This window comes from Burkholderia cepacia, assembly GCF_029962485.1.
GTDB lineage: Bacteria > Pseudomonadota > Gammaproteobacteria > Burkholderiales > Burkholderiaceae > Burkholderia.
In genome coordinates this window covers 3,449,103-3,474,572 of sequence record NZ_CP073637.1, presented here as the reverse complement: position 1 = coordinate 3,474,572, position 25,470 = coordinate 3,449,103, and the positions used below count along the sequence as shown (strand labels likewise).

The 25,470-nt window shown below is 66.9% G+C and carries 26 protein-coding genes; 8 read left to right on the top strand and 18 right to left on the bottom strand.

Annotated features, from left to right (window positions below; genetic code table 11):
* Nucleotides 1–62 precede the first annotated feature (62 nt).
* Together KEC55_RS16200 and KEC55_RS16195 are read left to right on the top strand one after the other, a co-directional pair.
* On the top strand, nucleotides 63–902 hold the full coding sequence (locus tag KEC55_RS16200; RefSeq protein ID WP_176050805.1) for a polyphosphate kinase 2 family protein: 840 nt from the start codon (nucleotides 63–65) through the stop codon (nucleotides 900–902).
* A 41-nt stretch (nucleotides 903–943) separates the two neighbouring features.
* Nucleotides 944–1,717 carry an exodeoxyribonuclease III gene (locus tag KEC55_RS16195; RefSeq protein ID WP_176050804.1) on the top strand — a complete coding sequence of 258 codons (774 nt, stop codon included), beginning with the start codon at nucleotides 944–946 and terminating at the stop codon, nucleotides 1,715–1,717.
* A gap of 86 nt (nucleotides 1,718–1,803) precedes the next feature.
* Here KEC55_RS16195 and KEC55_RS16190 read toward each other — a convergent pair whose 3' ends face one another.
* Nucleotides 1,804–2,856 (bottom strand): NAD(P)-dependent alcohol dehydrogenase, encoded by a 1,053-nt coding sequence (locus KEC55_RS16190; RefSeq protein ID WP_282506203.1) that lies wholly within the window; start codon nucleotides 2,854–2,856, stop codon nucleotides 1,804–1,806.
* 227 nt (nucleotides 2,857–3,083) lie between these two features.
* Here KEC55_RS16190 and KEC55_RS16185 point away from each other — a divergent pair, with 227 nt between their 5' ends.
* On the top strand, nucleotides 3,084–4,028 hold the full coding sequence (locus KEC55_RS16185; RefSeq protein WP_282506202.1) for an AraC family transcriptional regulator: 945 nt from the start codon (nucleotides 3,084–3,086) through the stop codon (nucleotides 4,026–4,028).
* Nucleotides 4,029–4,037: 9 nt separating this feature from the next.
* Here KEC55_RS16185 and KEC55_RS16180 read toward each other — a convergent pair whose 3' ends face one another.
* The 7 genes from KEC55_RS16180 to argB all read right to left on the bottom strand — a co-directional run bounded on the left by KEC55_RS16180 (nucleotide 4,038) and on the right by argB (nucleotide 11,088).
* The gene (locus KEC55_RS16180; protein ID WP_282506201.1) at nucleotides 4,038–5,102 is read right to left on the bottom strand and encodes a M48 family metallopeptidase; all 1,065 of its coding nucleotides are present in this window, start codon (nucleotides 5,100–5,102) and stop codon (nucleotides 4,038–4,040) included.
* Nucleotides 5,092–6,513: an AmpG family muropeptide MFS transporter gene (locus KEC55_RS16175; RefSeq protein WP_282506200.1), complete on the bottom strand. Its 1,422-nt coding sequence runs from the start codon at nucleotides 6,511–6,513 to the stop codon at nucleotides 5,092–5,094. The genes KEC55_RS16180 and KEC55_RS16175 overlap by 11 nt, the downstream gene beginning before the upstream one ends.
* A 119-nt stretch (nucleotides 6,514–6,632) precedes the next feature.
* Nucleotides 6,633–7,241 carry a methionine biosynthesis protein MetW gene (gene metW, locus KEC55_RS16170; RefSeq protein WP_166962431.1) on the bottom strand — a complete coding sequence of 203 codons (609 nt, stop codon included), beginning with the start codon at nucleotides 7,239–7,241 and terminating at the stop codon, nucleotides 6,633–6,635.
* Nucleotides 7,238–8,383: a homoserine O-succinyltransferase MetX gene (gene metX / locus KEC55_RS16165; protein WP_282506199.1), complete on the bottom strand. Its 1,146-nt coding sequence runs from the start codon at nucleotides 8,381–8,383 to the stop codon at nucleotides 7,238–7,240. The genes metW and metX overlap by 4 nt, the downstream gene beginning before the upstream one ends.
* Nucleotides 8,384–8,768: 385 nt before the next feature.
* Nucleotides 8,769–9,434 carry a nucleoid occlusion factor SlmA gene (gene slmA / locus KEC55_RS16160; RefSeq protein WP_282506198.1) on the bottom strand — a complete coding sequence of 222 codons (666 nt, stop codon included), beginning with the start codon at nucleotides 9,432–9,434 and terminating at the stop codon, nucleotides 8,769–8,771.
* On the bottom strand, nucleotides 9,401–10,192 hold the full coding sequence (locus tag KEC55_RS16155) for a pyrimidine 5'-nucleotidase (RefSeq protein ID WP_282506197.1): 792 nt from the start codon (nucleotides 10,190–10,192) through the stop codon (nucleotides 9,401–9,403). Before KEC55_RS16155 ends, slmA begins: the two co-directional genes overlap by 34 nt.
* Nucleotides 10,189–11,088, bottom strand: coding sequence for an acetylglutamate kinase (argB, locus tag KEC55_RS16150; protein ID WP_006754950.1), 900 nt, complete (start codon nucleotides 11,086–11,088; stop codon nucleotides 10,189–10,191). Before argB ends, KEC55_RS16155 begins: the two co-directional genes overlap by 4 nt.
* Before the next feature lie 294 nt (nucleotides 11,089–11,382).
* Between argB and KEC55_RS16145 the strand changes: the two genes are divergently transcribed.
* The 3 genes from KEC55_RS16145 to KEC55_RS16135 all read left to right on the top strand — a co-directional run bounded on the left by KEC55_RS16145 (nucleotide 11,383) and on the right by KEC55_RS16135 (nucleotide 13,645).
* The gene (locus KEC55_RS16145; RefSeq protein ID WP_176050796.1) at nucleotides 11,383–11,607 is read left to right on the top strand and encodes a cysteine-rich CWC family protein; all 225 of its coding nucleotides are present in this window, start codon (nucleotides 11,383–11,385) and stop codon (nucleotides 11,605–11,607) included.
* Nucleotides 11,608–11,676: 69 nt separating this feature from the next.
* Nucleotides 11,677–13,089, top strand: a complete 1,413-nt coding sequence (locus KEC55_RS16140) for an ATP-binding protein (RefSeq protein ID WP_282506196.1) — start codon at nucleotides 11,677–11,679, stop codon at nucleotides 13,087–13,089.
* Nucleotides 13,090–13,102: 13 nt separating this feature from the next.
* Nucleotides 13,103–13,645, top strand: a complete 543-nt coding sequence (locus KEC55_RS16135; protein WP_021156278.1) for a response regulator transcription factor — start codon at nucleotides 13,103–13,105, stop codon at nucleotides 13,643–13,645.
* A gap of 70 nt (nucleotides 13,646–13,715) precedes the next feature.
* Here KEC55_RS16135 and hslU read toward each other — a convergent pair whose 3' ends face one another.
* The 8 genes from hslU to dapF form a co-directional block, all read right to left on the bottom strand.
* Nucleotides 13,716–15,059 carry an ATP-dependent protease ATPase subunit HslU gene (gene hslU, locus KEC55_RS16130; RefSeq protein WP_282506195.1) on the bottom strand — a complete coding sequence of 448 codons (1,344 nt, stop codon included), beginning with the start codon at nucleotides 15,057–15,059 and terminating at the stop codon, nucleotides 13,716–13,718.
* A gap of 10 nt (nucleotides 15,060–15,069) precedes the next feature.
* The gene (gene hslV, locus KEC55_RS16125; protein ID WP_006483683.1) at nucleotides 15,070–15,606 is read right to left on the bottom strand and encodes an ATP-dependent protease subunit HslV; all 537 of its coding nucleotides are present in this window, start codon (nucleotides 15,604–15,606) and stop codon (nucleotides 15,070–15,072) included.
* 236 nt (nucleotides 15,607–15,842) lie between these two features.
* The gene (gene dksA / locus KEC55_RS16120) at nucleotides 15,843–16,259 is read right to left on the bottom strand and encodes an RNA polymerase-binding protein DksA (RefSeq protein WP_006477498.1); all 417 of its coding nucleotides are present in this window, start codon (nucleotides 16,257–16,259) and stop codon (nucleotides 15,843–15,845) included.
* Nucleotides 16,260–16,755: 496 nt separating this feature from the next.
* Entirely contained in the window at nucleotides 16,756–17,817 is a 1,062-nt protein-coding gene (locus KEC55_RS16115; RefSeq protein ID WP_282506194.1) for a CobW family GTP-binding protein, read from the bottom strand.
* A 199-nt stretch (nucleotides 17,818–18,016) separates the two neighbouring features.
* On the bottom strand, nucleotides 18,017–19,231 hold the full coding sequence (locus KEC55_RS16110; protein WP_282506193.1) for a class I SAM-dependent rRNA methyltransferase: 1,215 nt from the start codon (nucleotides 19,229–19,231) through the stop codon (nucleotides 18,017–18,019).
* 76 nt (nucleotides 19,232–19,307) lie between these two features.
* Nucleotides 19,308–20,228: a tyrosine recombinase XerC gene (gene xerC / locus KEC55_RS16105; RefSeq protein ID WP_282506192.1), complete on the bottom strand. Its 921-nt coding sequence runs from the start codon at nucleotides 20,226–20,228 to the stop codon at nucleotides 19,308–19,310.
* Nucleotides 20,229–20,241: 13 nt separating this feature from the next.
* Nucleotides 20,242–20,967, bottom strand: a complete 726-nt coding sequence (locus KEC55_RS16100) for a DUF484 family protein (protein ID WP_282506191.1) — start codon at nucleotides 20,965–20,967, stop codon at nucleotides 20,242–20,244.
* 37 nt (nucleotides 20,968–21,004) lie between these two features.
* Nucleotides 21,005–21,874 (bottom strand): diaminopimelate epimerase, encoded by an 870-nt coding sequence (dapF, locus tag KEC55_RS16095; protein WP_282506190.1) that lies wholly within the window; start codon nucleotides 21,872–21,874, stop codon nucleotides 21,005–21,007.
* 236 nt (nucleotides 21,875–22,110) lie between these two features.
* On the opposite strand from dapF, the gene KEC55_RS16090 reads away from it, so the two are divergent.
* Nucleotides 22,111–22,413, top strand: coding sequence for a HigA family addiction module antitoxin (locus tag KEC55_RS16090; RefSeq protein WP_282506189.1), 303 nt, complete (start codon nucleotides 22,111–22,113; stop codon nucleotides 22,411–22,413).
* A gap of 30 nt (nucleotides 22,414–22,443) precedes the next feature.
* Here KEC55_RS16090 and KEC55_RS16085 read toward each other — a convergent pair whose 3' ends face one another.
* Nucleotides 22,444–23,328 carry a lipid A biosynthesis lauroyl acyltransferase gene (locus tag KEC55_RS16085; RefSeq protein WP_282506188.1) on the bottom strand — a complete coding sequence of 295 codons (885 nt, stop codon included), beginning with the start codon at nucleotides 23,326–23,328 and terminating at the stop codon, nucleotides 22,444–22,446.
* Nucleotides 23,329–23,593: 265 nt separating this feature from the next.
* Here KEC55_RS16085 and metK point away from each other — a divergent pair, with 265 nt between their 5' ends.
* The gene (gene metK, locus KEC55_RS16080) at nucleotides 23,594–24,781 is read left to right on the top strand and encodes a methionine adenosyltransferase (RefSeq protein WP_069746751.1); all 1,188 of its coding nucleotides are present in this window, start codon (nucleotides 23,594–23,596) and stop codon (nucleotides 24,779–24,781) included.
* Between the two features lie 109 nt (nucleotides 24,782–24,890).
* Here the strand turns inward: metK and KEC55_RS16075 are convergent, their stop codons facing one another.
* A complete protein-coding gene (locus KEC55_RS16075; RefSeq protein ID WP_282506186.1) occupies nucleotides 24,891–25,232 on the bottom strand; it encodes a hypothetical protein in 342 nt (113 codons plus the stop codon).
* Nucleotides 25,233–25,470 lie beyond the last annotated feature (238 nt).

The window sequence follows — 25,470 nt, the reverse complement described above, 5'->3', positions numbered from 1 at the left end:
GCGGCCCGTTGCGTTTGGTGGATGCGTTATCGTATGCACCACACCGTCCAACGGAGGAACGAATGGCGAAACAACCGTCGCTCGACGATTTCCGCGTGCCGTACAGCACGCGCGAGAAGGAAGCCGCCGCATTCAAGCTCGATGCGTTCGACCCGGCCGCGAAGCCGTTTTCGTCCGGCTCGAAGGACGCCGACCGCGAACGGCTGTCGGCCGTGTCGACCGAACTCGACACGCAGCAGGAGCGCCTGCACACGCAGCAGAAGAAGCGCGTGCTGCTCGTGCTGCAGGGGATGGACACCAGCGGCAAGGACGGCACCGTGCGCGCGGTGTTCCGCGACGTCGATCCGCTCGGCCTGCGCATCGTGCCGTTCAAGGCGCCGACGCCGATCGAGGCCGCGCACGACTTCCTGTGGCGCGTGCATGCGCAGGTGCCGGCCGCGGGCGAGCTCGCGATCTTCAACCGCAGCCACTATGAAGACGTGCTCGTGCCGCGCGTGCTCGACCTGATCGACGCGAAGGAATGCGAGCGCCGCTACCGGCAGATCCGCGATTTCGAGACGATGCTGTCCGAGAACGGCACGACGATCATCAAATGCTTCCTGCACATCTCGAAGGACGAGCAGCGCGAGCGGCTGCAGGCGCGCATCGACGATCCAACCAAGCACTGGAAGTTCGACATCTCCGATCTCGACGCGCGCAAGCACTGGGACGCGTACCAGTCCGCGTACCGCGACGCACTCGCCGCGACGTCGGCCGAGCATGCGCCGTGGTACGTGATCCCGGCCGATTCGAAGACGCACCGCAACGTGATGATCGCCGAGCTGCTGCTGCGCGCGATGACCGACATGAAGCTGGAATTCCCGCCGCCGAAGCCCGAGCTCGAAGGCGTGAAGATCCGTTAAGCTGCCACCCTGTAAAAACATCGAACTGAACGGAACCCGACATGATGCGAGTGATTACCGCCAACCTGAACGGCATCCGCTCCGCCGCGAAGAAGGGCTTCTTCGACTGGCTCGGCGAACAGAACGCCGACTGCGTGTGCGTGCAGGAAATCAAGGTATCGGCCGACGACCTGCCGGCCGAATTCGTCGAGCCGCACGGCTTCAAGAGCTATTTCCACCACGCCGAGAAGAAGGGCTACAGCGGCGCGGGCGTGTACAGCCGGCGCGAGCCCGATGACGTGATCATCGGCTTCGGCAGCAGCGAATTCGATTCCGAAGGGCGCTACGTCGAGGCGCGCTACGGCAAGCTGTCGGTCGTGTCGGTGTACGTACCGTCCGGCTCGAGCGGCGAAGAGCGCCAGCAGGCGAAGTACCGCTTCATGGACGAATTCATGCCGCATCTCGCTCAGCTCAAGAAGAAGCGCGAGGTGATCCTGTGCGGCGACGTGAACATCGTCCACAAGGAAATCGACATCAAGAACTGGAAGAGCAACCAGAAGAACTCGGGCTGCCTGCCGGAAGAGCGCGAGTGGCTCACGAAGCTGTTCGACGATGTCGGCTACGTCGACGTGTTCCGCACGCTCGACCCGCGCGCCGAGCAGTACACGTGGTGGAGCAACCGCGGCCAGGCATACGCGAAGAACGTCGGGTGGCGGATCGACTACCAGATCGCGACGCCTGGCGTGGCCGGCACCGCGAAAAGCACGTCGATCTTCAAGGACATCAAGTTCAGCGACCATGCGCCGCTGACGATCGACTACGACTACAAGAAGTGATTGGCGGCGCTGCGCCGCGTGCGCAGCCGCCGAATGCAAAACGGGCCGCATGTCTGACATGCGGCCCGTTTCGTTTGACGCGGTGCTTACTGCTTGATCGACGCCATGTCGATCACGAACCGGTACTTCACGTCGCTCTTCAGCATCCGCTCGTAAGCGGCGTTGATCTGCTGCATCGGAATCGTCTCGATATCCGACGTGATCCCGTGCTCCGCGCAGAAGTCGAGCATTTCCTGCGTTTCCGCGATCCCGCCGATCAGCGAGCCCGCGAGGCGGCGGCGCTTGAAGATCAGGTTGAACACTTGCGGCGACGGGTGGTCGTGCTCCGGCGCGCCGACGAGCGTCATCGTGCCGTCGCGCTTCAGCAGGTGCAGGAACGGGTTCAGGTCGTGCGGCGCGGCGACCGTGTTCAGGATGAAGTCGAAGCTGTTCAGGTGCGCATGCATCTGCGCTTCGTCCTTCGAGATCACGACTTCGTGCGCGCCGACGCGCTTGCCGTCCTCGATCTTCGACGGCGACGTCGTGAACAGCACGACGTGCGCACCCATCGCGCGCGCCAGCTTCACGCCCATGTGGCCGAGGCCGCCGAGGCCGACGATGCCGACCTTCTTGCCGGGTCCGACGTTCCACTGCCGCAGCGGCGAGTAGGTCGTGATCCCCGCGCACAGGAGCGGTGCGGCGCCGGCCGGGTCGAGCGTCTCGGGCACGCGCAGCACGAACGCCTCGTCGACGACGAGCTGCGTCGAATAGCCGCCGAACGTGATGTCGCCCGTCACGCGATCCTGGCCGTTGTAGGTGCCGACGAAGCCGTTCTCGCAGTATTGCTCGAGGCCGTCCGCGCAGCTCGGGCAGGTGCGGCACGAATCGACGAGGCAGCCGACGCCGACCAGCTCGCCGACCTTGAAGCGCGAGACCTGCGCGCCGGTTGCGGTCACGCGGCCGACGATTTCATGGCCCGGCACGACCGGGTAGATCGTGTTGCGCCATTCGTTGCGCGCCTGGTGCAGATCCGAGTGGCAGACGCCGCAGTAGAGGACGTCGATCTGGACGTCGAGGTCGCGCAGCGCGCGACGCTGGAATTCGAACGGGGCGAGCGGCGACTGCGAATCGGTCGCCGCGTAGGCATAGGTTGTGCTCATGCGATGGGCTCCTTGTCCGGAACGGATCCGGCGAAACGAACTGCCGTCGCATCATGTGGCGATGCGGCGAGGCAGGACGTCATCGTACGGAGCGCGGCGCCGCGGCGAAATACACGAAGGTCTGGAAGATTTGCCTATTCCTCTTGAACTGCATGCGAACAGCCGTTAAAACGCGTGCAAGGTGCTACATTGCGAGCCAGATTCTCTTGCCGGACAGGACCGCGCCGATGAGCTTTCAGCCCCTTTTTGCCGATGCGGGCGACCGTGTGCAGCGCCGCATGATCGAGCTGCATACGCGCCTTGCGCCGAACGAAGGCGACACGTTCGCGGCGCTCGACGGCGTGCGCCTTTTTCGCGTCAGCCGCCCCGCGCCACGCATGCCCGTGCTGTACGAACCGAGCATCATCGTCGTGTGCCAGGGGCGCAAGCTCGGCTATCTCGGCGGCCGCTCGTTCGTGTACGACGCGCAGCAGTACCTGGTGCTGTCGGTGCCGCTGCCGTTCGAGTGCGAGACGTTCGCGAGCATGGACGAGCCGTTTCTCGCGATCTCGATCCGCGTCGACCTCGCGGTGATCGCCGAGCTGGCGATCCTGCTCGACGAGACGCTCGGCGCGGCCGTCAGCGAACCGCTCGGCGTCTATTCGACGCCGCTCGACGCGCCGCTGGCCGACGCGGTCGTGCGGCTGCTCGAAGCGCTCGCGTCGCCGCACGACACGCGCGTGCTGGGGCCCGCGATCATGCGCGAGATCGCGTATCGCGTGCTGACGGGCGAACAGGGCGACGCGATGCGCGCGGCGCTCGTGCAGCAGCATCACTTCGGCCGCATCGCGAAGGCGCTGCGGCGCATCCACGCGGAGCTGACGGCCGACCTCGATGTCGAGACGCTCGCGCGCGAAGCCGGGATGAGCCTCGCGGTGTTCCACGCGCAGTTCAAGCACGTGACGGCAACCTCGCCGATGCAATACGTGAAGGCCGCGCGGCTACACCAGGCGCGGCTGATGATGGTGCAGGACGGGGTCGGCGCCGGCACGGCGGCAGCGCGCGTCGGCTACGCGAGCGCGTCGCAGTTCAGCCGCGAGTTCAAGCGGCTGTTCGGCCGCAGCCCCGGTGACGAGGTGCGCTGGATGCGTGAAAGCGGTGTCCGCCCGGTCGCGGCCGACGTGGACGCGTAGCGCCCGGCGTCACCCGGCGGCGCGCCGGACGACTTTGCGCCGCTGCGCGCTGATGCCCGCATAGTCGGGCAGCGAATCGACACGCTTGCCGATCGCCTTTGCATACAGCGGAATCAGGTCGGGCAGCCGGTTCAGCAGATCCTGGCGTCGCGCGGTGCTGTACGGGTGCGTGTAGATGAAGCCCGTCGCCTTGTTCGCGCGTGTCGCGACCGCGAGCTTGTCCCACAGCGTGATGGCCGCGCGCGGATCGAAGCCCGCGCGTGCGGCGATGTCGCCGCCGATCACGTCGGCTTCGGTCTCGTCGGTCGGCTCATAGTGAAGCGATTGCAGGCGCTCGCCGAGATTCAGCGCCTGCGGCAGCGGATCGCCGACGCCGAACAGCGGCGGCAGCGCGGCCGCACGCAGCGACGTCTGCGACGTCGCGCTGAAGTTGCTACGCGCGTGTTCACGCAGCGCGTGCGCGATGCCGTGCGCGAGCAGCACGCCGAGCTCGTCGTCGTTCAGGCGGACGCGGTCGAGCATGCCGCCATACACGAGCACCTTGCCGCCCGGCAGGCAGGTCAGGCGGATGTCGCGTGAGCGGATCGCGTTGACGTCCCACGTCCAGCTCTTCACGCGATCGTTCCACTTCACCGAGTACGGCGCGAGCTTCGCGACGATCGCGCGCAGACGCTTCACGCGCGGCTGGTTCGCGGGCAGCAACCGGTTGCTGTCGGCGGCTGCCTGCACGATCTGCGCGTATTCGTTCGCGGTGAGCTGCTCGAGCAACGGCGACGGGATCAGCGTGCGGAACGCGATTGCGTTGCCGTAGCGGACTTGCTGTTGCGGCGTCTGCGCATACGCCTTCGCCGGCACGGCGGCGCCGGTCGGCTGCGCGGCTTCGGCGGCGGACGGTGCGACGGGTGCGGTGGAAGTCGAAGGCGCGGGCGCGGTAGCGGGAGTGGCGGCTGGCGCTGAGCCCGCTGCCGTCGCGGCGGTGTCGGACGCGTGCGCGAACGTCGCGGCGAGTGCCGCGGCGCCGATGCCCAACGAGGCCGCAACGCGCGCGACGCGGCGCAGGCGGTCACTGCGCACGGCTGGCCTCGCCGTTGCGTGCGATGCCGTTCCACGGCGCGATCTTGAACAGCAGCAACATGCCGGGAATCGCGAGCGCGGTACACACGATGAAGTAGTCGAACCAGCCGATCTTCGCGACGATGAAGCCGCTCGCGGCCGACGCGAGCGTGCGCGGTACCGACGCGAGGCTCGTGAACAGCGCGAACTGCGTGGCCGTATAGCGCGGGTCGGTCGTGCTGGCGATGTACGCGACGAACGCGGCCATCGTCAGGCCGGTCGTGAAGGTTTCGAAGCCGTAGACGAGCGCAAGCGCCACGGTCATCGGGCTCAGATGCGGTGTGACCTCGAAGCCGAAGATCGACAGGAACGACGCGAGCGCGTGGCTTGCCGTGACCGTGAATTCGTAGAGCATCGCGAGCACCGGCGAGCTGGGGCCGACGTGCGCAAGCCACGCGAAGCCGAGCGTCGACACCATCTGCAGCGCGCCGAAGACCCACAGCCCGCGGCCGATGCCGATCTTCACGAGCCAGATGCCGCCGATGATGCCGCCGGCGACGCTCGCGACGAGCGCGGTGGTTTTCGCGACGATGCCGATCTCGGTGCGCGAGAAGCCGATGTCGAGGAAGAACGATGTCGACAGCGTGGTCGCCATCGTGTCGCCGATCTTGAACAGGAAGATGAACGCGATGACGAGCAGCGCACCGGCCCAGCCGTCGCGCTGAATGAATTCGCGGAACGGCAGCACGATGGCGTCGCGCAGGTTGCGCGGCGGCGCGCCGACCACTTCGGGCTCGCGCACGAGCAGCGTCATCAGGATGCCCGGCAGCATGAACGCGCCGGTGAGCGCGAACACGGCGTCCCACGGCATGTGGTCGGACAGGATCAACGCGAGCGAGCCGGGAATCAGCGCGGCGAGCTTGTACGCGTTCACGTGCACCGCGTTGCCGAGGCCCTGCTCGGTGTCGCGCAGCAGTTCGCGGCGATACGCGTCGATCACGATGTCGGAGCTCGCGCCGAAGAACGCGACGAGCGTCGTGAGCGCGGCCACCGTCCAGATCGAGTCGCGCGGCGACACGAAGCCGAGCGCGGCGATCGCGCCCGCGACCAGCACCTGCGTGAGCAGCATCCAGCCGCGCCGGCGGCCCGGCCGCCAGCCGGGCAGGCGCGGGATGTAGCGGTCCATCAGCGGCGCCCACAGGAACTTCCACGTATACGGGAACTGGATCAGCGCGAACAGGCCGATTTCCTTCAGGTTCACGCCTTCGGAGCGCAGCCATGCCTGCACGAGGTAGACGAGCGTGAAGAGGGGCAGACCTGACGTGAAGCCGAGGAACACGCAGATCAGCATGTGCGTGTTCAGATAGGCTCGCCAGCCGGGGTGCTCCTCGTGAGCGGTGAGTGCGGGCGCCTCGTGTGGCGTTTTCGACATGGACTGGAACTGGGTAGCGTTGACTGATTGCGGCGGCAGCGCAGGCGGCGGCGCGGGTAGCACAGGAGCGCGGCCGCACGTGCGTGCGGGCCGTCGGCGTCCGTCAACGGCCCCCCGGCTCAGCTGCGCTTGACGCGATAGACAGCAAGACTACCACGCCAGTTCGCTCCCCATCGAATCGGCTGGCCTTCGTGCAGCACGACGCGGTCGAGGATCGTGACGCCGACTTCGGGCGCGAGCGCCTCGAAATCCTCGATCGTCAGCACCCGCACGTTCGGCGTGTTGTGCCACTGGTACGGCAGCGATTTCGACACGGGCATCCGGCCGTGCAGCACCGACAGACGGTGCGACCAGTAGCCGAAGTTCGGGAACGACACGATGCACTCGCGGCCGACACGCGCCGTTTCGCGCAGGATCGCTGCCGTCTGGTGGATCGTCTGCAAGGTTTGCGACAGGATCGCGATGTCGAAGCTGTGGTCTTCGAACAGCCGCAGGCCGTCCTCGAGATTCTGCTGGATCACGTTGATGCCGTTCTTCGCGCTCGCGAGCACGCCCGCGTCGTTCAGTTCGATGCCGTAACCGGTGACGTCCAGTTCTTCCATCAGCAGCGCGAGCAGCGAGCCGTCGCCGCAGCCGAGGTCGAGCACGGTCGAGCGCGGCTCGACCCAGCGTGCGATCGTGCGGAAGTCCGCGCGCGCGGACAGGGAATTCAGCGCTTGCTGGTTCATGCACCCACCTCGTTGGCGATTCGTTCGTAATACGCGCGGATCAGGTTGTGATAGCGCGCATCGTCGAGCAGGAACGCGTCGTGACCGTGCGGTGCGTCGATTTCCGCGTAGCTGACCGTGCGCTTGTTGTCGAGCAGCGCCTTCACGATCTCGCGCGAGCGTGCGGGCGCGAAACGCCAGTCGGTCGAGAAGCTCGCGATCAGGTACTTCGCCTGCGTGTGCGCGAGCGCGGCCGTCAGGTTGCCGTCGAACGCCTTCGCCGGGTCGAAGTAGTCGAGCGCGCGCGTGATCAGCAGGTACGTGTTCGCATCGAAGTAGTCGGCGAACTTGTCGCCCTGGTAGCGCAGGTACGACTCGACCTCGAATTCGACGTCGAAGCTGAAGTTGTACGCGTCGAGCGCACCGTCGGCGCGGCGCAGCGCACGGCCGAATTTCTCGGCCATGTCGTCGTCGGACAAGTACGTGATGTGGCCGATCATCCGCGCGACCCGCAGGCCGCGCTTCGGCTTCACGCCGTGCGCGTAGTAGTCGCCGCCGTGGAAGTCGGGGTCGGACAGGATCGCCGAGCGCGCGACCTCGTTGAACGCGATGTTCTGCGCGGACAGCTTCGGCGTCGATGCGATGTCGATGCAGTGCGCGACGCGCTCCGGATACATCAGGCTCCACGCGAGCGCCTGCATGCCGCCGAGGCTGCCGCCCATCACCGCGGCGAAGCGCTCGATGCCGAACGCGTCGGCGACGCGCGCCTGCGCATGCACCCAGTCCTCGACGGTGACGACCGGGTAGCGCGCACCGTACGGCTTGCCGGTCGACGGATCGAGGCTCATCGGGCCGGTCGAGCCGAAACACGAGCCGAGATTGTTCACGCCGATCACGAAGAAACGGTTGGTGTCGAGCGGCTTGCCGGGGCCGACCATGTTGTCCCACCAGCCGGTGCTGCGCGGATCGTCCGCGTAGACGCCGGCGACGTGGTGCGACGCGTTGAGCGCGTGGCAGACGAGCACCGCGTTCGAGCGCGCGGCGTTGAGCTCGCCGTACGTCTCGACGACGAGCTGATAGTTGCCGATGACGCTGCCGCTTTGCAAGCGCAGCGGTTCGGCGAAGTGCATGGTCTGTGGAGCGACGATGCCGATCGATTCCATTCGTTCCGCCTTATGCCTTATGACTGGGCGGCTAAATGGTGTCGGCGAGGCGCGGAGTCGAAGGTGCGCGGCTGACGACCTCTTTAGCCGCATTTGTAGTGAACCGCCGGGGAACGACGCAGCGACGCATCAAGGCCCCGGCCGGTTCGCGCGCCCGCAATCGAGTCAGCAAATCGGCGCGCTTCCGGCCTGCCGCCAAGGAGGCGACAAGTCGGACGAGTATAGCGGAATTCGGCAGGGCACGGATTTCGCGGCACAGCCGCCGGTTTGCAGGCGCGAATCGTCGAGTATCGACGCAGAGGCGCCCGGCATGAACAGAGGCGACGCGCAGTCGCCAGTCGTGCCGGAGCGGCGAGCGTGGATTTGCTGTCGGCGAACGCTCCGCTTACTGCAGGATCAGCCGCAGATGGGCGTCGGCCTGCTCGCCGGGCGGTTTCTGGAATCCGCCTTTCGCGAAGCGGTGCCACCGGCCGATCACGTAGCTGACGAGCAGGCTCGCGCGCGCCGCGGGATCGTAGTCGGCCGGCAGTACGAACGGCGTCGAGCCGTCCTGCGGTGCCTGCGCCTCCGTGCGCGCGACCCGCAGGCACTGCTTGACGGTCGCCTCGATGCGCTCGAGCAGCTGATTCACGCGCTCGGTGAGCCGCTCGTCCTCGCCGACCAACGCCTCGCCGGTCAGCACGCGCGTCATCCCGGGGTTCTTCGCGGCGAAATTGAGCATCGTCAGCGCGATCGTGCGTGCCTGCAGCACGCCGTTCGGCTCTTTCGCGACGATCTGGTTGACGAGTCCGAACAGCGCCTGCTCGATGAACTCGATCAGCCCTTCGTACATTTTCGCCTTGCTGGTGAAGTGCCGGTACAGCGCGGCTTCCGATACCGCGAGCCGGGCCGCGAGCGCGGCCGTCGTGATTTTCTCGGGTTTCGGCGCCTCCAGCATCGCCGCGAGCGTCTGCAGGATCATGACGCGGCGCTCGCCCGGCTTCGGGCGCGGGCGGGAGGGTGTGGCCTGGCTTTCCGTTACGGCTTGGTCCTGCGGGTAAGTCGGCTGCATTTTTGTCGCCCCGATCGTGTGCCCAGTCGAAGCGATTTTAGCGAACGAATGCGCTGGTCGACATAGTGGGGACGCCCGGTAACCGGCAGATGGCCCGGCAAGTGGCCGGTGATCCATACCGTGCCGATGCCGAGACGCTTGTAGCGCTTCAGGTGGCCGCGCGTATCTTCGACGAGGATCGCGTCGGACAGGCGTGCATGCGCGGCGCGTAGCGTCCGGCGCAGCATCGTGTGATCGGGCTTCGCACGCCACGTGCGGCGGTCGCGCATGTGCTCGATCGCGATCACGCGCTCGAACAGCCGCTCGATGCGCAGCTCGCGCAGCACCGCGCGCGCATAGTTCTCCGGCGCATTGGTCAGGATCAGCTTGCGGCCCGGCAGCGCGGCGACGATGCGCGCGAGGCCGCGCTCGGCGCGGATCATGGCGGGCAGGTCGGAAAACGTGTGGACCGCGCGCAGGAAGTCGTGCGGGTCGATCGGATGGTGGCGCGTGAGGCCGAGCAGCGCGGCACCGTAGCGCTCGGTGTAGCCGGTGCGCAGGCGGTCGGCTTCGGCGCGCTCGACCTGCAGCGTGTCGATGATGTATTGCGTCATCGCACGGTTGATCTCGGGAAAGATCGCGTGCGATGCGTGGTGCAGCGTGTTGTCGAGATCGAACAGCCAGACGGGCGAGCCGGCGCGCGGCCGGCTGCGCGAGATGCGCCGGCGTCGCAGTGGCGCCGGCAGATCGGGACTGATGGTTTTGCGGCGCGCGCTCAATGCGAGCGGATCATCGTGCCGAACGGCTGCTCGGTCAGGATTTCCAGCAGCACCGAATGCTCGATCCGGCCGTCGACGATGTGCACCGACTTCACGCCGCTCTTCGCGGCGTCGAGCGCCGACGAGATCTTCGGCAGCATGCCGCCGGAGATCGTGCCGTCCTCGAACAGCGCGTCGATCTCGCGCGCGGACAGATCGGTCAGCAGGTTGCCGTCCTTGTCCATCACGCCGGGGATGTTGGTCATCATCAGCAGCTTCTCGGCGTTCAGCACGGTCGCGAGCTTGCCCGCGACGAGGTCTGCGTTGATGTTGTACGAGAGGCCGTCTTCGCCGAAGCCGATCGGCGAGATCACCGGGATGAACGCGTCGTCCTGCAGCGCCTTCACGACCGCCGGGTTGATCGCCTCGACTTCGCCGACCTGGCCGATGTCGATGTACTGGCCCGGATTGTCGCGGTCCGGCATCAGCAGCTTGCGTGCGTGGATCAGGCCGCCGTCCTTGCCCGTCAGGCCCACCGCGTGGCCGCCGAAGTGGTTGATCAGCGTGACGATGTCCTGCTGCACTTCGCCGCCCAGCACCCACTCGACGACTTCCATCGTCTCTTCGTCGGTGACGCGCATGCCCTGGATGAAGGTGCCGGCCTTGCCGATCTTCTTCAGCGCCTGGTCGATCTGCGGGCCGCCGCCGTGGACGATCACCGGGTTGATGCCAACCAGTTTCAGCAGGATCACGTCGCGCGCGAAGCCTTGCTTGAGCCGTTCTTCCGTCATCGCGTTGCCGCCGTATTTGATGACCACGGTCTTGCCGTGGTAACGGCGGATGTACGGCAGCGCCTCGGCGAGGATTTCTGCTTTCAGCGTGGGGGCAATCTGCGAGAGGTCGATGGGCTCGGACATGGCGGCGGCTCTGGCTGGGAACGGTTGAAACACGGCGAATTGTACAGGAGTGGCGCAGCGCAGCATCGGGTTTTTGGGCGGGCCGGAACACCGGCGGCGCGAGGTGGGCGCGGCGCGCGGCGGCCCGCCGGCTATGGCGCGGCGCGATTCCGGCGGCGGTGCGCGCCCGGTAGCGGCGGGGGGATGCGCCCGGGTTGGCGGCGGACGCCGGACGAGCGGCCGGCGTGCAAATTCCGCTCACCGCGCTATGCTTGTCGCGTGGGGCGAGTTCCCGCCCGTTTCCGCGATTGCGCCATGACCGATACCGCCGCCGACGCCCGTTCCGCCCCGCGCCGCGCGCGCTGCCCGCACTGCGGGCGCGGCTTCGACTGCGGCGCGCATACGCAGCCGTTCGACTGCTGGTGCGCGTCGATGCCGGTGCTGCCCGGCGGCGCCCAGCCGGCGGCCGGCGCACGCTGCCGCTGCCCCGAGTGCCTCGCCGACGAGATCGCGCAGCGGATGGCCCGCGCGACCGGCTGACGGCACCGGCCCTGCGCGCCGATCCGGCCCCGCTGGAGGCGCTGCCCGCTAAACGGGTAAACTGCCCGGATGCAACGAATCACCACCACCGGGCGCGTCAACCTCAGTCACCTGTTCTGGCTTCGCAATCTCGCGATCATCGGCCAGCTCGTGACGATCGGCGTCGTGCAGACCTATTTCGGCGTGCATCTGCCGTTGCCCGCCATGCTGATGGTCATCGCGCTCGAAATCGTTTTCAACGCGCTGACCTGGGTGCGCGTGCTGCGCGCCCGGCCCGAGACCAATTTCGAGCTGCTCGGCCAGCTGTGGGTCGACCTTGGCGCGCTGTCCGCGCTGCTGTTCCTGTCGGGCGGCACGACCAACCCTTTCGTGTCGCTGTACCTGCCGTCGCTCGCGATCGCGGCGGCCGTGCTGCCGTGGCACCTGATGATCTGGCTCGCGGCGTTCGCGGTCGCGTGCTATGCAGCGCTCGGCTTCGATTCGGTGCCGCTCAACATGGACAATCCGGCGAACCTGTTCGACTACTACCGCACCGGCATGTGGGCGAACTTCATGGTGAGCGTCGGGCTGATCGCGTGGTTCGTCGCGCGCATGTCGAATGCGTTGCGCCAGCGCGATTCGGCGCTCGGCGAGGCGCAGCAGCATCTGCTGCGCGACGAGCGGGCCGTTGCGCTCGGCGTGCAGGCCGCCACCGTCGCGCACGAGATGGGCACGCCGCTGTCGACGATCGCGATGCTCGCCGAAGAGCTGCGCGACGCGGCACGCGCCGATCCGGGGCTGGCGCGCTACGAGGCCGACCTGAAGGTGCTCGAGGAACAGATGACGCTCTGCACGTCGGCGCTCGCGCGCCTGCGCAGCCGTGCGAGCGCGCCGGCGAGCCGCCAGCCGGTGGACGACTGGCTCGAGACGTTCGTCGAGCACTGGCGCCTGCGGCATCCGCATGTGCGGTTCGAGCTGCTCGGCGCGCGTCCGGCGGGCGTCGCGCTCGACGATACGGTCGCGGCCGGCCAGATCCTGACGATCCTGCTCGACAACGCCGCGCGTGCGAGCCCGCAGCGCGTGACGCTGGCCGCGAAGGTCGCGCATGGCGGCGCGGCCGACGAGATCGAATTCGAGGTATGCGACGACGGGCCCGGCATTCCGGCCTCGCTGCGCGAATCGCTCGGCGCAATGCCGGTCGACAGCACGCAGGGCGGGCACGGGGTTGGCCTGTATCTCGCGTTCAGTGCGGCCGCGCGGCTCGGCGGCGAGATCGAACTGTCCGATGTCACGCCGCGCGCGGCGGGCGGCAACGGGCGGGCCGGCGGTGCGGCAAATGGCCACGCCGCTGCCGTAGCGGGACCACGCACGAGCGAACGTGCGGCCGAACGAACGGCCGGCACGCCGGACGGCCGCCCGGCCACTGCCGCGCGCGGCACGCGGGCCGTGCTGCGCCTGCCGGTCGTGCGCGTCGCGGCGCCGGCCGCCTCAACCAACACGTAGACGGAGAAACCACATGAGCGAGAACAATTTCCTGGTGATCGACGACAACGAGGTGTTCGCGGGCACGCTCGCGCGCGGCCTCGAGCGCCGCGGCTACGCGGTCCAGCAGGCGCATGACAAGGAGGCCGCGCTCCGGCTGGCCGCGGGCGGCAAGTTCCAGTTCATCACCGTCGACCTGCATCTCGGCGAGGATTCGGGCCTGAGCCTGATCGCGCCGCTGTGCGACCTGCAGCCCGACGCGCGGATCCTGGTGCTGACCGGCTACGCGAGCATCGCGACGGCCGTGCAGGCCGTGAAGGAAGGCGCCGACAACTACCTCGCGAAGCCGGCGAACGTCGAGTCGATCCTGGCCGCGTTGCAGACCAACGCGACCGAAGTGCAGGCCGACGAGGCGCTCGAGAACCCGGTCGTGCTGTCGGTCGACCGGCTCGAATGGGAGCACATCCAGCGCGTGCTGGCCGAGAACAACAACAACATCTCGGCAACCGCGCGTGCGCTGAACATGCACCGCCGCACGCTGCAGCGCAAGCTCGCGAAGAAGCCGGTGCGGCAGTAAGCGGCGCACCAGCGAAAACGGGCGGCCCCCGATGAAGGGGCCGCCCGTTTCGCATCCGGCGCCGCGCGCGTTACAGCACGTAGCGCGACAGGTCTTCGTCCTGCGACACTTCGCCGAGTGCACGGTCGACATACTTCGCGTCGATCGTTACGCGCTCGCCGGCGTGGTTGCCGGCCGAGAACGACACTTCCTCGAGCAGCTTCTCGATCACCGTGTACAGCCGGCGCGCGCCGATGTTCTCGGTCTTCTCATTGACCGAGAATGCGATCTCCGCGAGGCGGCGGATGCCGTCTTCGGCGAATTCGAGCTGCACGTCTTCGGTCGCGAGCAGCGCCTGGTATTGCTTGACGAGGCTCGCGTCGGTCGCGTCGAGGATCGCTTCGAAGTCTTCCACCGACAGCGAGTCGAGCTCGACGCGGATCGGGAAGCGGCCCTGCAGTTCGGGGATCAGGTCGCTCGGCTTCGCGAGGTGGAACGCGCCGCTCGCGATGAACAGGATGTGATCCGTCTTCACCATCCCGTACTTCGTGTTGATCGTCGTGCCTTCGACGAGCGGCAGCAGGTCGCGCTGCACGCCCTGGCGCGACACTTCGCCACCGCTGCCTTCGTTGTTGCGCGACGTGATCTTGTCGATCTCGTCGAGGAACACGATGCCGTTCTGCTCGACGTTCTGCACGGCCTTCGTCTTCACTTCCTCGTCGTTCAGCATCTTCGCCGCTTCCTCGTCGGTCAGCAGCTTCAGCGCTTCCTTGATCTTCACCTTGCGGCGCTGCTTCTTGCCGCTGCCGAGGTTCGAGAACATCGAGCGGATCTGCTCGGTCATCTCTTCCATGCCCGGCGGCGCCATGATGTCCATGCCGGCCGACGGCTGCTCGAGGTCGAGCTCGACTTCCTTGTCGTCGAGCTGGCCTTCGCGCAGGCGCTTGCGGAACGTCTGGCGCGTCGCGTTGTTGTCGTCGTTCGCGTGCTCGGCGTTGCCGCCGAAGCCCACCGCGCGCGGCTGCGGCAGCAGGATGTCGAGGATGCGGTCTTCCGCCTGGTCGGTCGCCTTGCTGCGCACCTTGCGCATCTCGGTTTCGCGCGTCTGCTTGACCGAGATCTCGATCAGGTCGCGCACGATGCTGTCGACGTCGCGGCCGACGTAGCCGACTTCGGTGAACTTGGTCGCTTCGATCTTGATGAACGGCGCATCGGCGAGCTTCGCGAGGCGGCGTGCGATTTCGGTCTTGCCGACGCCCGTCGGCCCGATCATCAGGATGTTCTTCGGCGTGATTTCCGTGCGCAGCGGGTCGGCGACCTGCTGGCGGCGCCAGCGGTTGCGCAGCGCGACCGCGACGGCCTTCTTCGCCTTGTTCTGGCCAATGATGTGCTTGTCGAGTTCCGAGACGATCTCGGCAGGGGTCATGGTGCTCATGGTGCGGTCCTTACTCGATCGTTTCGATGATGCGATTGTGGTTCGTGTAGATGCACATGTCGCCGGCGATCCCGAGCGACTTCTCGACGATCTCGCGCGGCGACAGGTCGGTGTTCTCGACGAGCGCGCGGGCCGCGGCCTGCGCGTAGGCGCCGCCCGAGCCGATCGCGCAGATGCCGCCTTCGGGGTCGAGCACGTCGCCGTTGCCGGTGATCACGAGCGTGGTGGTGGCATCGGCCGTGATCAGCATCGCCTCGAGGCGGCGCAGCATCCGGTCGGTGCGCCAGTCCTTCGCGAGCTCGACGGCCGCACGGGTCAGGTTGCCCTGGTGCTTCTCGAGCTTCGCCTCGAAGCGGTCGAGCAGCGAGAACGCATCGGCGGTGCCGCCCGCGAATCCGACCAGAACCTGGTTGTTGTAGATCCGTCGCACTTTCCGCGCGCCACCCTTCATGACGATGTTGCCGAGGGTTACCTGGCCGTCGCCGCCGAGCGCGACCTTGTCGCCGCGCCGGACCGAAACGATGGTCGTGCCGTGAAATTGCTCCATCTGCGTTCCTTGAGAAAAACGGGGAAGAGTCGGGCGGCGCGAGGCGCCGCCGCGTGAATCCGCAGTGCGCCGGGGAGCGGCCCGGCGCGCGTCCGTTTCATTTTAGGGCGGGCGCCGGGATATCAAGAGGCGGGGAGGCAAATCGGCAAGCCGGGAACCGGTGCCGGAAAAACAAAAAGCGCGCGGCAGGCCGCGCGCTTTCGGGAAGCAGCGTGTCGGAGCGGAACGCCGCTCGATCAGTCGCCGAACAGCTTCTGGCGCAACTCGCGGCGCTCCTGCGCCTCGAGCGACAGCGTGGCGGTCGGACGGGCGAGCAGCCGCGGAATGCCGATCGGCTCGCCGGTTTCCTCGCACCAGCCGTAATCGCCGGAATCGATGCGGGCGAGCGACTGCTGAACCTTCTTGAGGAGCTTGCGTTCGCGATCGCGCGTACGCAGCTCGAGCGCGTGCTCTTCCTCGATCGTCGCGCGATCGGCGGGATCGGGCACGATCACCGTCTCGCGCAGGTTCTCGGTCGTCTGGCCTGCATTCTTGAGGATGTCCGCCTGCAACTGTTCGAGCCGATTTTTGAAGAAGGCGAGCTGATCCTCATTCATGTAATCCTTGTCGCTCATCTTCAGGATTTCGGCTTCGGTCAAGAGTTTCTTCGTCATCTGCTTGCTTCTTCAATGTGCGGCAAATCGAGAGATATTGCCTGCACTTTGGGATTACCCGCAACCGCGCTTGCAATCATTTGCGATTTGCCGCCGCGGGGCCGAAAGCCTCTGGAAAACCGGTTCTCAAATACCAGGATAGGCCTGGCGCGGAGTTGCGCGCGCTGCGAACCGGTGTGCTGCGCGGCACATCGCATCGGCCGCGGCCGGGAGGCGGATTGGCGATCCGGCGCGGTTGCGATGCCCGGAAAACTGGTTCAGCAAGAACCGGGCCTGTTTGTTGCCGTACTCCAGCGGGCACGTATTGTAACTGAATCGCAAGCGGGCGCCGTATCGGGTCGATCCCCGTCGGCTGCGCCAATATCTAGAAAATATAACGCGCAAATCGCGAAAAAGCGATGACGGCGAAACCCTGCCCGAAAAGGGCGCCGCGCGGACGCCTCGGCCGCCGGGAAAGGCGGCCGGGCGACGCCGTGCGCGGCGGGCCCCACGCGCGTCAGGCGAGGCAGGCGTCGAGGCCGTCGGTGATCAGGTCTTGCGGCAGATCGACGCCGATGAACACCATCTTGTTGGTCTTCTTCTCGACCGGCAGCCACTTCGCGGCGAGGTCGCTGCCCATCATCTGGTGCACGCCCTGGAACACGACCTTGCGGTCGACGCCCTTCATGTACAGCACGCCCTTGTAGCGCAGCATCCGCTCGCCGTAGATCTGCAGGATGCCGCCGAGGAAGTCTTCCAGCTTGTTCGGGTCGAACGGGCGGTCGTTGCGGTACACGAACGACTTGATCTTGTCGTCGTGGTGCGCGTGGTGGTGATGGTGGTGGCCGTGGTCGTGATCGTGCGCGCATTGACCGTGATCGTGGTCGCAATTGGCGTGATCGTGGTGGTGATGCGCGTGATCGTCTTCGGCGAGGAAGTCGGGGTCGATCTCGAGCTTCGCGTTCAGGTTGAAGCCGCGCAGGTCGAAGATTTCCTTGATGTCGGCTTCACCGAAGTTCACGACCTTGATCGCGGCCTTCGGGTTCATGTGCATCAGGCGGTGCTTGAGGCCGGCGACGGTCTGGTCGTCGACGAGATCCGACTTCGTGATGAACAGGCGGTCGGCGAAACCGACCTGGCGCTGCACGACTTCGTGTTCGTCGAGCTGCGCGTTCGCGTGCTTCGCATCGACCAGCGTGATGACCGCGTCGAGCAGGAAGTCGTCGGCGATTTCGCTGTCGATGAAGAAAGTTTGCGCAACGGGGCCGGGGTTCGCGAGGCCGGTCGTCTCGATCACGATGCGGTCGAAGTCGAGCTTGCCTTCGCGCTTCTTCGCGGCGAGATCGCCGAGCGCACGGGCCAGATCGCCGCGGATCGTGCAGCAGATGCAGCCGTTGCTCATCTGGATGATCTGCTCGTTCGAATCCTGCACGAGGATTTCGTTGTCGATGTTCTCTTCGCCGAACTCGTTCTCGATCACGGCGATCTTCATGCCGTGCTGTTCGTTCAGGATGCGCTTGAGCAGCGTCGTCTTGCCGCTGCCGAGGAAGCCGGTAAGGATGGTGACGGGAGTGGCCATGTCGGTCGCCTGTGGTTCGTGAATCGGGGTCAAAACCAGGATGTGCGTCGCGCCCTCGCGCTGCGAGCCGGGGCGCACAACCATTTATTGAAACATACCTGTCAAGCCCCCGCCCGTCGTCCGAACGACAGGCGAAAGCGGGAATCCGCCGGGCGCAAGGCCGCGGCTGGCGGACGGTTACGCGCGTAGATCGGGGCGATCAGACGATTTGCAACAGCAGGCCCTTCAGATATTCGCCTTCCGGGAACGCGGCGAGCAGCGGGTGGTCGACGCCCGCGCCGAGCCGCTTCAGGATGCGCGCGTCGACCTTCGCGTCGGCGGCCGCGCCCGCGACGATCTTCTGGAACAGGTCCATGTCGATCGCCCCCGAGCACGAGTACGTGAACAGCAGGCCGCCCGGACGCAGCAGCTTGAAACCGCTCAGGTTGATGTCCTTGTACGCCCGCGCCGCGCGATCGACGCTGTCGCGGGTCGGCGCGAACTTCGGCGGATCGAGCACGATCAGGTCGAAACGCTCGCCTTCGTCCACGAGGCGGCGCAGCGTCTTGAACGCGTCGGCGTCGAGCCAGGTCGCGCGTTCGGCGTCGAAGCCGTTGGCCACGACGTTCTGCTGCGCGAGCGCGAGCGCATCGCCCGACGAGTCGATCGACACGACGCGTTTCGCGCCGCCCTTGAGCGCCGCGAGCGAGAAGCCGCCGGTGTAGCAGAAGCAGTTCAGCACGTCGCGGTCGGCCGCGTACTGCGCAACCAGCGCGCGGTTGTCGCGCTGGTCGACGTAGAAGCCCGTCTTGTGGCCGTTCGGCACGTCGACGTGATAGCGCACGCCGTTTTCGTTCGAGATCAGCGTCGCGGGCGGTGCATCGCCGGCCAGCACGCCGGTCGTCTGTTCGAGCCCTTCCTTGTCGCGGATCGACACGTCCGAGCGCTCGTACACGTTCGGGCAGCCGGTCGCGCCGGTGAGCGCCGCGACGATCGCGTCCTTCCACGCTTCGACGCCCGCGGCCATGAACTGGCAGACGAGCTGGCCGCGCGGCGCGGCGCCGGCTTCGGCGGTGTCCGCGAGGTAGTAGTCGACGATCAGGCCCGGCAGCCCGTCGGCTTCGCCGAACACGAGCCGTACCGCGCCCGTGCCCGACACCATCGTCGTGCGGTGCGCGACCGCGCGCTGCACGCGGCGCTTGAAGAACGCGTGGTCGATCGGCTCGTTCTCGTCGAAGCTCCACACGCGCACGCGGATCTGCGATTCCGGGCTGTACGCACCGCGCGCGAGGAAGCGGCCATCGTGCGCACGCACGAGCACGGTCGCGCCGGGCGCGGGCTTGCCGTCGACGCGGTCGATCGCATTCGCGTAGACCCACGGATGGCGGCGCAGCAGCGATTTTTCCTTGGACGGCTTGAGGGTGACGGTTTGCATGATGAGATCGAAATGGGCTGCGCCGGAAGCCGACCGCGATCGGTCGCCGGGCGCGGCGGGTAACACGGGAAGCGCGTCAGTCGCGCTTCTTCGCGCGCGGATGCGCGCTGTCGTAAATCTTCGCGAGGTGCTGGAAGTCGAGCGACGTATAGACCTGCGTTGCGGACACGCTCGCGTGGCCGAGCAGTTCCTGCACCGCGCGCAGGTCGCCGCTGGACTGCAGCACGTGCGTCGCGAACGAGTGGCGCAGCACGTGCGGATGGACGTTGGCGGGGATGCCCGCGGTGAGCGCCGCGCGCTTCACGCGCTCGCGCACGACGCCCGGCGACATCCGGTTGCCGCGCACGGACACGAACAGCGGATGCGGATCGTGCTTCACGAATTCGCCGCGCACCGCGAGCCATGCGTTCAGCGCGTCGATCGCCTTGCGGCCGACCGGCACCTTGCGTTCCTTGTTGCCCTTGCCGCGCACGGTGACTTCGGCTTCGGCGAGATCGAGCCAGCCGGCCGAACGGTAGCCGTCGGCCTGCGTGTACATGACGTCGAGCCCGATCAGCTCGGCGAGGCGCAGCCCCGACGAATAGAACAGCTCGAGGATCGCGTGATCGCGAATGCCTTCGGTCGTACCGGCGAGCGGTGCGTCCATCAGCGCGGACGCGTCGTCGACCGACAGTGCCTTCGGCAGGGTTTTCGGGCGTTTCGGCGCGCGCACTGCTGCCACCGGGTTCGCGGGCATCTCGATGCGCTGCGCGAGCCAGCGGTAGAACGCGCGCCACGCGGACAGCCGGTGCGAGATCGACCGCGCGGACAGCCCGCCCGCATGCGCGCGCGCGACCGCGCCGCGCATGTCGGCGGCCGTCAGCGAGTCGAGCGGCCGGTCGGCCGCGAGCTTCTTCAGCTCGTCGAGTTCGTGCGTGTACGCGCGCAGCGTATGTTCCGACAGCTGCCTGACGTGTTTCAGGTTCGACAGGTAGGCGGCGATCGGGTCGTCGGTCATCGCGGGCGGCGGATCAGTGCGGCAGCAGGCGCGTGAGCGCGGCGCTCGCGAGCGTCGCGATCTGCGCGAGGAAGTCGGTGGCCATCCCGTCGTGGAAGCGGCGCGGATCGGGCGAGCCGAGCACGAGCAGGCCGAACGCGGGCACATCGGTGCCGGCGAGCGGCGTGCGCAGCGCGAGCAGCGCGACCGACGTGGCCGAGCCGTCGCCGGCCGGTGCGGCTTCGGCGCCTTCCGCCGCATTCGCGGCCGGTGCGGCGACCGCGGGCGCGAGCCATTGCGCGGCTTCGAAGCCCGTGTTCGCGCCGCAGTACGGCGTCGACAGCCCGTTCGTGAAGAGGCGCACTTCCTCGCCGACCTGGCGGGCGAAGTCGGCTTGCGCGTAGGTGTCGGCGACGTCCCACACGCGCAGCGCCGTTTGCGGCACGTCGAACACGTCGGCGATGCCGTCGGCGATCGTGCGCGGCAGCGCGTACGGATCGCGCTCCGCGATCACGCGCGCGGTCCAGCGGCTGAACTTCGCGGACAGGCTGTCGTTCTCGTGGCCGTAGCGCACGAGTTCGGCGAGCCGGCGCTCGAGATGCTTGTTCTTGTCGCGCAGCATCTCCATCTGCCGCTCCTGCAGCGAGATCGCGGCCTTGCCGTGCGGGTTCGCGAGACGGATCGTCGCGAGCAGTTCGGCGTGCTGCGCGAAGAATTCGGGATTGGCGAGCAGGTAGTCGGCGACTTCGCGATCGTTCATGTGGCTGGAGCGTTCAGTTATCAAGGACGTTGCAGGGTCAGGCGTTCAGGTCGATCTCGCCTTCGAACACGGTCGCGGCAGGGCCGGCCATCATCAGCGCGGCGGCTTCATCGCGCGTGCCGTCCCAGCCGATCGTCAGCGTGCCGCCGTGCGTGTGCACGGTCACGGGCGAATCGAGCAGGCCGCGCCGGATGCCGGCCGCGACCGCCGCGCACGCGCCGGTGCCGCACGCGAGCGTCTCGCCCGCGCCGCGTTCGTACACGCGCAGCTTCACTTCGTTGCGCGACACGATCTGCATGAAGCCGGCGTTCACGCGCTGCGGGAAGCGCGCATGGCGTTCGATCAGCGGGCCTTCTTCGAGTACCGGATACGCCTCGACATCGTCGACGACCTGCACCGCGTGCGGATTGCCCATCGACACCGTCGAGATCCAGCGCGTTGCGCCACCGACGTCGAGCGGCCACAGCGTATCGCGGCCTTCGTGGCGGCCGTCGAGGCCCGCTGCGTCGAACGGCACCTGCGCCGGCGCGAACACGGGCGCACCCATGTCGACGACGACTTCGCCGTTGTCCTGCAGCGTCAGCGTGATCAGACCCTTCATGACCTGCACGCGCACGCTGCGCTTGTCGGTCAGGCCGCGGTCGCTGACGAACTTCACGAAGCAGCGCGCGCCGTTGCCGCAGTGTTCGACTTCGCCGCCGTCGCAATTGAAGATCCGGTACTTGAAATCCGCACCGTCGACAGTCGGTTTCTCGACGAGCAGCAACTGGTCGGCGCCGATGCCGAAGTGGCGGTTGGCGAGTGCGCGTACCTGCGCTTCGGTAAGCGGCGGCAACGCGCGCGAGTAGCCGTCGAGCACGACGAAGTCGTTGCCCGCGCCGTGCATCTTGGTGAACGAGAGTTTCACTGGGTCCGGAATTCCATGGCGAACAAGGCGGTCGGCACGGTGCGAACGGTCGGCGGCCACGCCGGGCGGCTTCGTTCGTCGTGCAGATCTCAACCGCAAATGATACATGCAGCCGACAGGGGCGTCCTGCGCGGGCGTTCCGGGCCTTTTCGTACTCGCTCAATTGATGATGCTACCCGCAGATGCGTATTGTTTCGCGATACGCCCTGTAACCCGCCAGCGAGGTGATTCAAGCGATGACCCGCATCTTCAATCCGCCCCATCCGGGCGAAACGCTGCGCGACGACGTGCTGCCGGCGCTTGGCCTGACCGTCGCCGAGGCTGCGTCGCAGCTGGGGGTGACGCGTGCCGCCCTGTCGCGGATCCTGCATGGCCATGCAGGCATCTCGCCGGAAATGGCGCTGCGCCTCGAAGCGTGGCTCGGCGAGGAAAATGGGGGGCGGGCCGATCTGTGGCTCGCGCAACAGTCGGCCCACGATCTGTGGCGGGCGCGCGCGAAGGGCGCGCCGAAGGTGGCACGAGCGCAGGCGCGCGCATGACGGCGCGCCTGCGAACGTCTTCCGGCAGGGTCAGTACAGGCTCGGCTCGCCGGGCGGGCGCGTCTTGAAGCGCTTGTGGACCCAGTAGTACTGCTCGGGCATCAGCGGGATCTGTTCCTCGAGGAATTCGTTCATCCGCCGCGCGTCGAGATCGTCATCGCCGGTCGGGTAGTTGGCCCACGGCTTGAAGACCTTCAACCGGTAGCCCTTGTAGTTCGGCAGCACTTCGCCGATAAAGGGCAGAACCTGCGCGTGGCCGGTCTTGGCGAACCGGCCGACAGCCGTCAGCGTGCAGGCGGGTATGCCGAAGAAGGGCACGAACGTCGAGTTGCGCAGCCCGTAGTCCATGTCGGCGCCGAGCATCACCGGCTTGCGGTCGCGCAGCCAGCGCAGCACGGTACGCGCGCTGTCGGCCCGGCTTGCGAGTTCCGCGCCGAAGCGGCTGCGGCCGGCTTTGGCCGCGGCTTCGATTTCCGGGCTCTTCATCGGCGTATAGAGCGAGCCGCACGTGCGATCGAGTGCGAGATTGATCGCCATCGAGCCGGCCTCGATGCCGACGAAATGGAACCCGAGCAACAGGGTCGGCGGCATGTCCGGATCGGTGAGGTCAACTTCGCTTTCGACCGTAAACAGCTTGCGGTAGGCCTGCTCCGACGCGAACCACTGGTAGCTGCGCTCGACGTAGCTGCGGATCGCATGGCGGAAATGCTGCCCCGCCACTTCCTCGCGTCGCTCGTCGCTCCAGTCAGGGAAGCAGAGTTTCAGATTGGTGTGTACGATGCGTTTTCGCCGGCTGGGGATCTGGTACAGCAGCCAGCCGAGACCATCGCCGAACCGTGCGGTCAGGCCGTACGGCAACAGGGCGAGCAGTTTCAGCAAGCCGATGGCGAGGTTCGTGCCTAGACGACCTAGCATGCGAAACCTCCATGGGACCGGCTGGCCGGCAGGTCGAGAACAGGGTGGTAAGACAGCGGAAGATGCAGCACGGGCGGCGCTCTGTGACAATTCAGGAAAGCCGCTATAATACGGGCTTCGCCGAGTTAACTGACAACTTGCGGGGCGAAGCCGGCTGGTGCGACACGCGCTGCCCGGTCCTGGTAATCCGCTAAAGCGTCGCCGCTTCAGGCCCAACGAAGCTGGCTACGTGAAACCACCCGTAACCACACAGGAGCCTGAAAAAGTGGCAAACGATTATCTCTTCACGTCCGAATCCGTCTCCGAAGGCCATCCGGACAAAGTCGCGGACCAAATCTCGGACGCGATTCTCGACGCCATCCTCGAGCAGGACAAATATTCCCGCGTTGCGGCTGAAACGCTGTGCAACACGGGTCTCGTCGTTCTGGCCGGTGAAATCACCACGACGGCCAACATCGATTACATCCAGATCGCGCGCGACACCATCAAGCGCATCGGCTACGACAACACCGAATACGGCATCGACTACAAGGGTTGCGCGGTGCTCGTCGCGTACGACAAGCAGTCGCCGGACATCGCGCAGGGCGTCGATCGTGCACACGACGACAACCTCGACCAAGGCGCGGGCGACCAGGGCCTGATGTTCGGCTATGCGTGCGACGAAACGCCGGAACTGATGCCGCTGCCGATCTACCTGTCGCACCGCCTCGTCGAGCGCCAGGCCAGCCTGCGCCGCGACGGCCGCCTGCAATGGCTGCGCCCGGACGCGAAGTCGCAGGTGACGGTTCGCTACGTCGACGGCAAGCCCGATTCGATCGACACCGTCGTGCTGTCCACGCAGCACGCACCGGACATCGAACTGCCGGCACTGCGCGAAGCCGTGATCGAGGAAATCATCAAGCCGACGCTGCCGGCCGACCTGATCAAGGGCGACATCAAGTTCCTCGTGAACCCGACCGGCCGGTTCGTGATCGGCGGCCCGCAGGGCGATTGCGGCCTGACCGGCCGCAAGATCATCGTCGACACGTACGGCGGTGCCGCACCGCACGGCGGCGGCGCGTTCTCGGGCAAGGATCCGTCAAAGGTCGACCGTTCGGCTGCGTATGCAGGCCGCTACGTCGCGAAGAACATCGTCGCCGCGGGCCTCGCGTCGCGCGCGCTGATCCAGGTGTCGTACGCAATCGGCGTCGCCGAGCCGACCTCGGTGATGGTCAACACGTTCGGCACGGGCCGCGTGTCGGATGCGGTGATCACGAAGCTCGTCCGCGAGCATTTCGACCTGCGTCCGAAGGGCATCATCAAGATGCTCGACCTGCTGCGTCCGATCTACGAAAAGACCGCTGCCTACGGCCACTTCGGCCGCGAAGAGCCGGAATTCTCGTGGGAAGCGACCGACAAGGCGCTCGCACTGGCCGAAGCGGCTGGCGTCGAGCCGACGGCACGCGTCGCGTAAGCGTCGTTCGCCCGCAAAGAAAAACCCCGGCTTGCCGGGGTTTTTTTATGGGTTCCGATCGCCGGCGTAACGGCGGCGATCGTCGCGGGTCGTGCCCGCCGGCGCGCGTTCAGCGTGTGCCGAACCCGAACCAGCCGTTGCTGGCCGCGAGGCGGCGCGGGCGGTTGACGCGGCGCTGGGGCCCAAGCGCACGGCGCAGCGCGAGCGCGCGCAGCGACGACGGCTTCTGCAGCAGCGAGCGCAGGCCGGCACGGCGTGCGAACGCCTGCGCGCTCATCATCGAGAAAAATGCGTGGAACCACGCACGGATACCGTCCAGCCGGCTGTGTGCGGGCGCGCGCTCGGCCAGCGCCTGCGTGCGGGCGCGGTGATGGCGCAGCGAGCGGGCAGGAGCGGACGGCACGACGCGCTTCGCAGCGCGGCTGAGACGGGAAGTCAGACGGAATGGCATGTGAACGATGCTTCGCTTGTATGGATGGCGCCCTTGGGAGCGCACTGGTATGAACGGCCTCGGATGGCGCAACGGATCTTACCGAAACTTGCTGCGCGCCGCGCCCGCCAGAATTGACAGGCCGCGACAGGCTACAGGGGATTCATGACGGGCAAAAGTCGCGATAAACCCTTGTGCCACAAGGCGTGTGCCGCATACCGCCTGTCGGTGAGGCAGGTGCCGCGACGAACAGTTCCCT

What these genes read in the sequence shown, in the direction of transcription:
- KEC55_RS16115 (WP_282506194.1), bottom strand. Translation starts at nt 17,817, where the DNA reads ATGGCCACTCCCGTCACCATCCTTACCGGCTTCCTCGGCAGCGGCAAG.
- argB (WP_006754950.1), bottom strand. Translation starts at nt 11,088, where the DNA reads ATGTCCGAGCCCATCGACCTCTCGCAGATTGCCCCCACGCTGAAAGCA.
- KEC55_RS16190 (WP_282506203.1), bottom strand. Translation starts at nt 2,856, where the DNA reads ATGAGCACAACCTATGCCTACGCGGCGACCGATTCGCAGTCGCCGCTC.
- dksA (WP_006477498.1), bottom strand. Translation starts at nt 16,259, where the DNA reads ATGACGAAGAAACTCTTGACCGAAGCCGAAATCCTGAAGATGAGCGAC.
- KEC55_RS16175 (WP_282506200.1), bottom strand. Translation starts at nt 6,513, where the DNA reads ATGTCGAAAACGCCACACGAGGCGCCCGCACTCACCGCTCACGAGGAG.
- hslV (WP_006483683.1), bottom strand. Translation starts at nt 15,606, where the DNA reads ATGGAGCAATTTCACGGCACGACCATCGTTTCGGTCCGGCGCGGCGAC.
- KEC55_RS16140 (WP_282506196.1), top strand. Translation starts at nt 11,677, where the DNA reads ATGCAACGAATCACCACCACCGGGCGCGTCAACCTCAGTCACCTGTTC.
- KEC55_RS16090 (WP_282506189.1), top strand. Translation starts at nt 22,111, where the DNA reads ATGACCCGCATCTTCAATCCGCCCCATCCGGGCGAAACGCTGCGCGAC.
- metW (WP_166962431.1), bottom strand. Translation starts at nt 7,241, where the DNA reads ATGAACCAGCAAGCGCTGAATTCCCTGTCCGCGCGCGCGGACTTCCGC.
- KEC55_RS16185 (WP_282506202.1), top strand. Translation starts at nt 3,084, where the DNA reads ATGAGCTTTCAGCCCCTTTTTGCCGATGCGGGCGACCGTGTGCAGCGC.
- KEC55_RS16085 (WP_282506188.1), bottom strand. Translation starts at nt 23,328, where the DNA reads ATGCTAGGTCGTCTAGGCACGAACCTCGCCATCGGCTTGCTGAAACTG.
- xerC (WP_282506192.1), bottom strand. Translation starts at nt 20,228, where the DNA reads ATGACCGACGACCCGATCGCCGCCTACCTGTCGAACCTGAAACACGTC.
- KEC55_RS16195 (WP_176050804.1), top strand. Translation starts at nt 944, where the DNA reads ATGATGCGAGTGATTACCGCCAACCTGAACGGCATCCGCTCCGCCGCG.
- KEC55_RS16110 (WP_282506193.1), bottom strand. Translation starts at nt 19,231, where the DNA reads ATGCAAACCGTCACCCTCAAGCCGTCCAAGGAAAAATCGCTGCTGCGC.
- KEC55_RS16200 (WP_176050805.1), top strand. Translation starts at nt 63, where the DNA reads ATGGCGAAACAACCGTCGCTCGACGATTTCCGCGTGCCGTACAGCACG.
- KEC55_RS16075 (WP_282506186.1), bottom strand. Translation starts at nt 25,232, where the DNA reads ATGCCATTCCGTCTGACTTCCCGTCTCAGCCGCGCTGCGAAGCGCGTC.
- KEC55_RS16135 (WP_021156278.1), top strand. Translation starts at nt 13,103, where the DNA reads ATGAGCGAGAACAATTTCCTGGTGATCGACGACAACGAGGTGTTCGCG.
- metX (WP_282506199.1), bottom strand. Translation starts at nt 8,383, where the DNA reads ATGGAATCGATCGGCATCGTCGCTCCACAGACCATGCACTTCGCCGAA.
- KEC55_RS16145 (WP_176050796.1), top strand. Translation starts at nt 11,383, where the DNA reads ATGACCGATACCGCCGCCGACGCCCGTTCCGCCCCGCGCCGCGCGCGC.
- KEC55_RS16100 (WP_282506191.1), bottom strand. Translation starts at nt 20,967, where the DNA reads ATGAACGATCGCGAAGTCGCCGACTACCTGCTCGCCAATCCCGAATTC.
- slmA (WP_282506198.1), bottom strand. Translation starts at nt 9,434, where the DNA reads ATGCAGCCGACTTACCCGCAGGACCAAGCCGTAACGGAAAGCCAGGCC.
- hslU (WP_282506195.1), bottom strand. Translation starts at nt 15,059, where the DNA reads ATGAGCACCATGACCCCTGCCGAGATCGTCTCGGAACTCGACAAGCAC.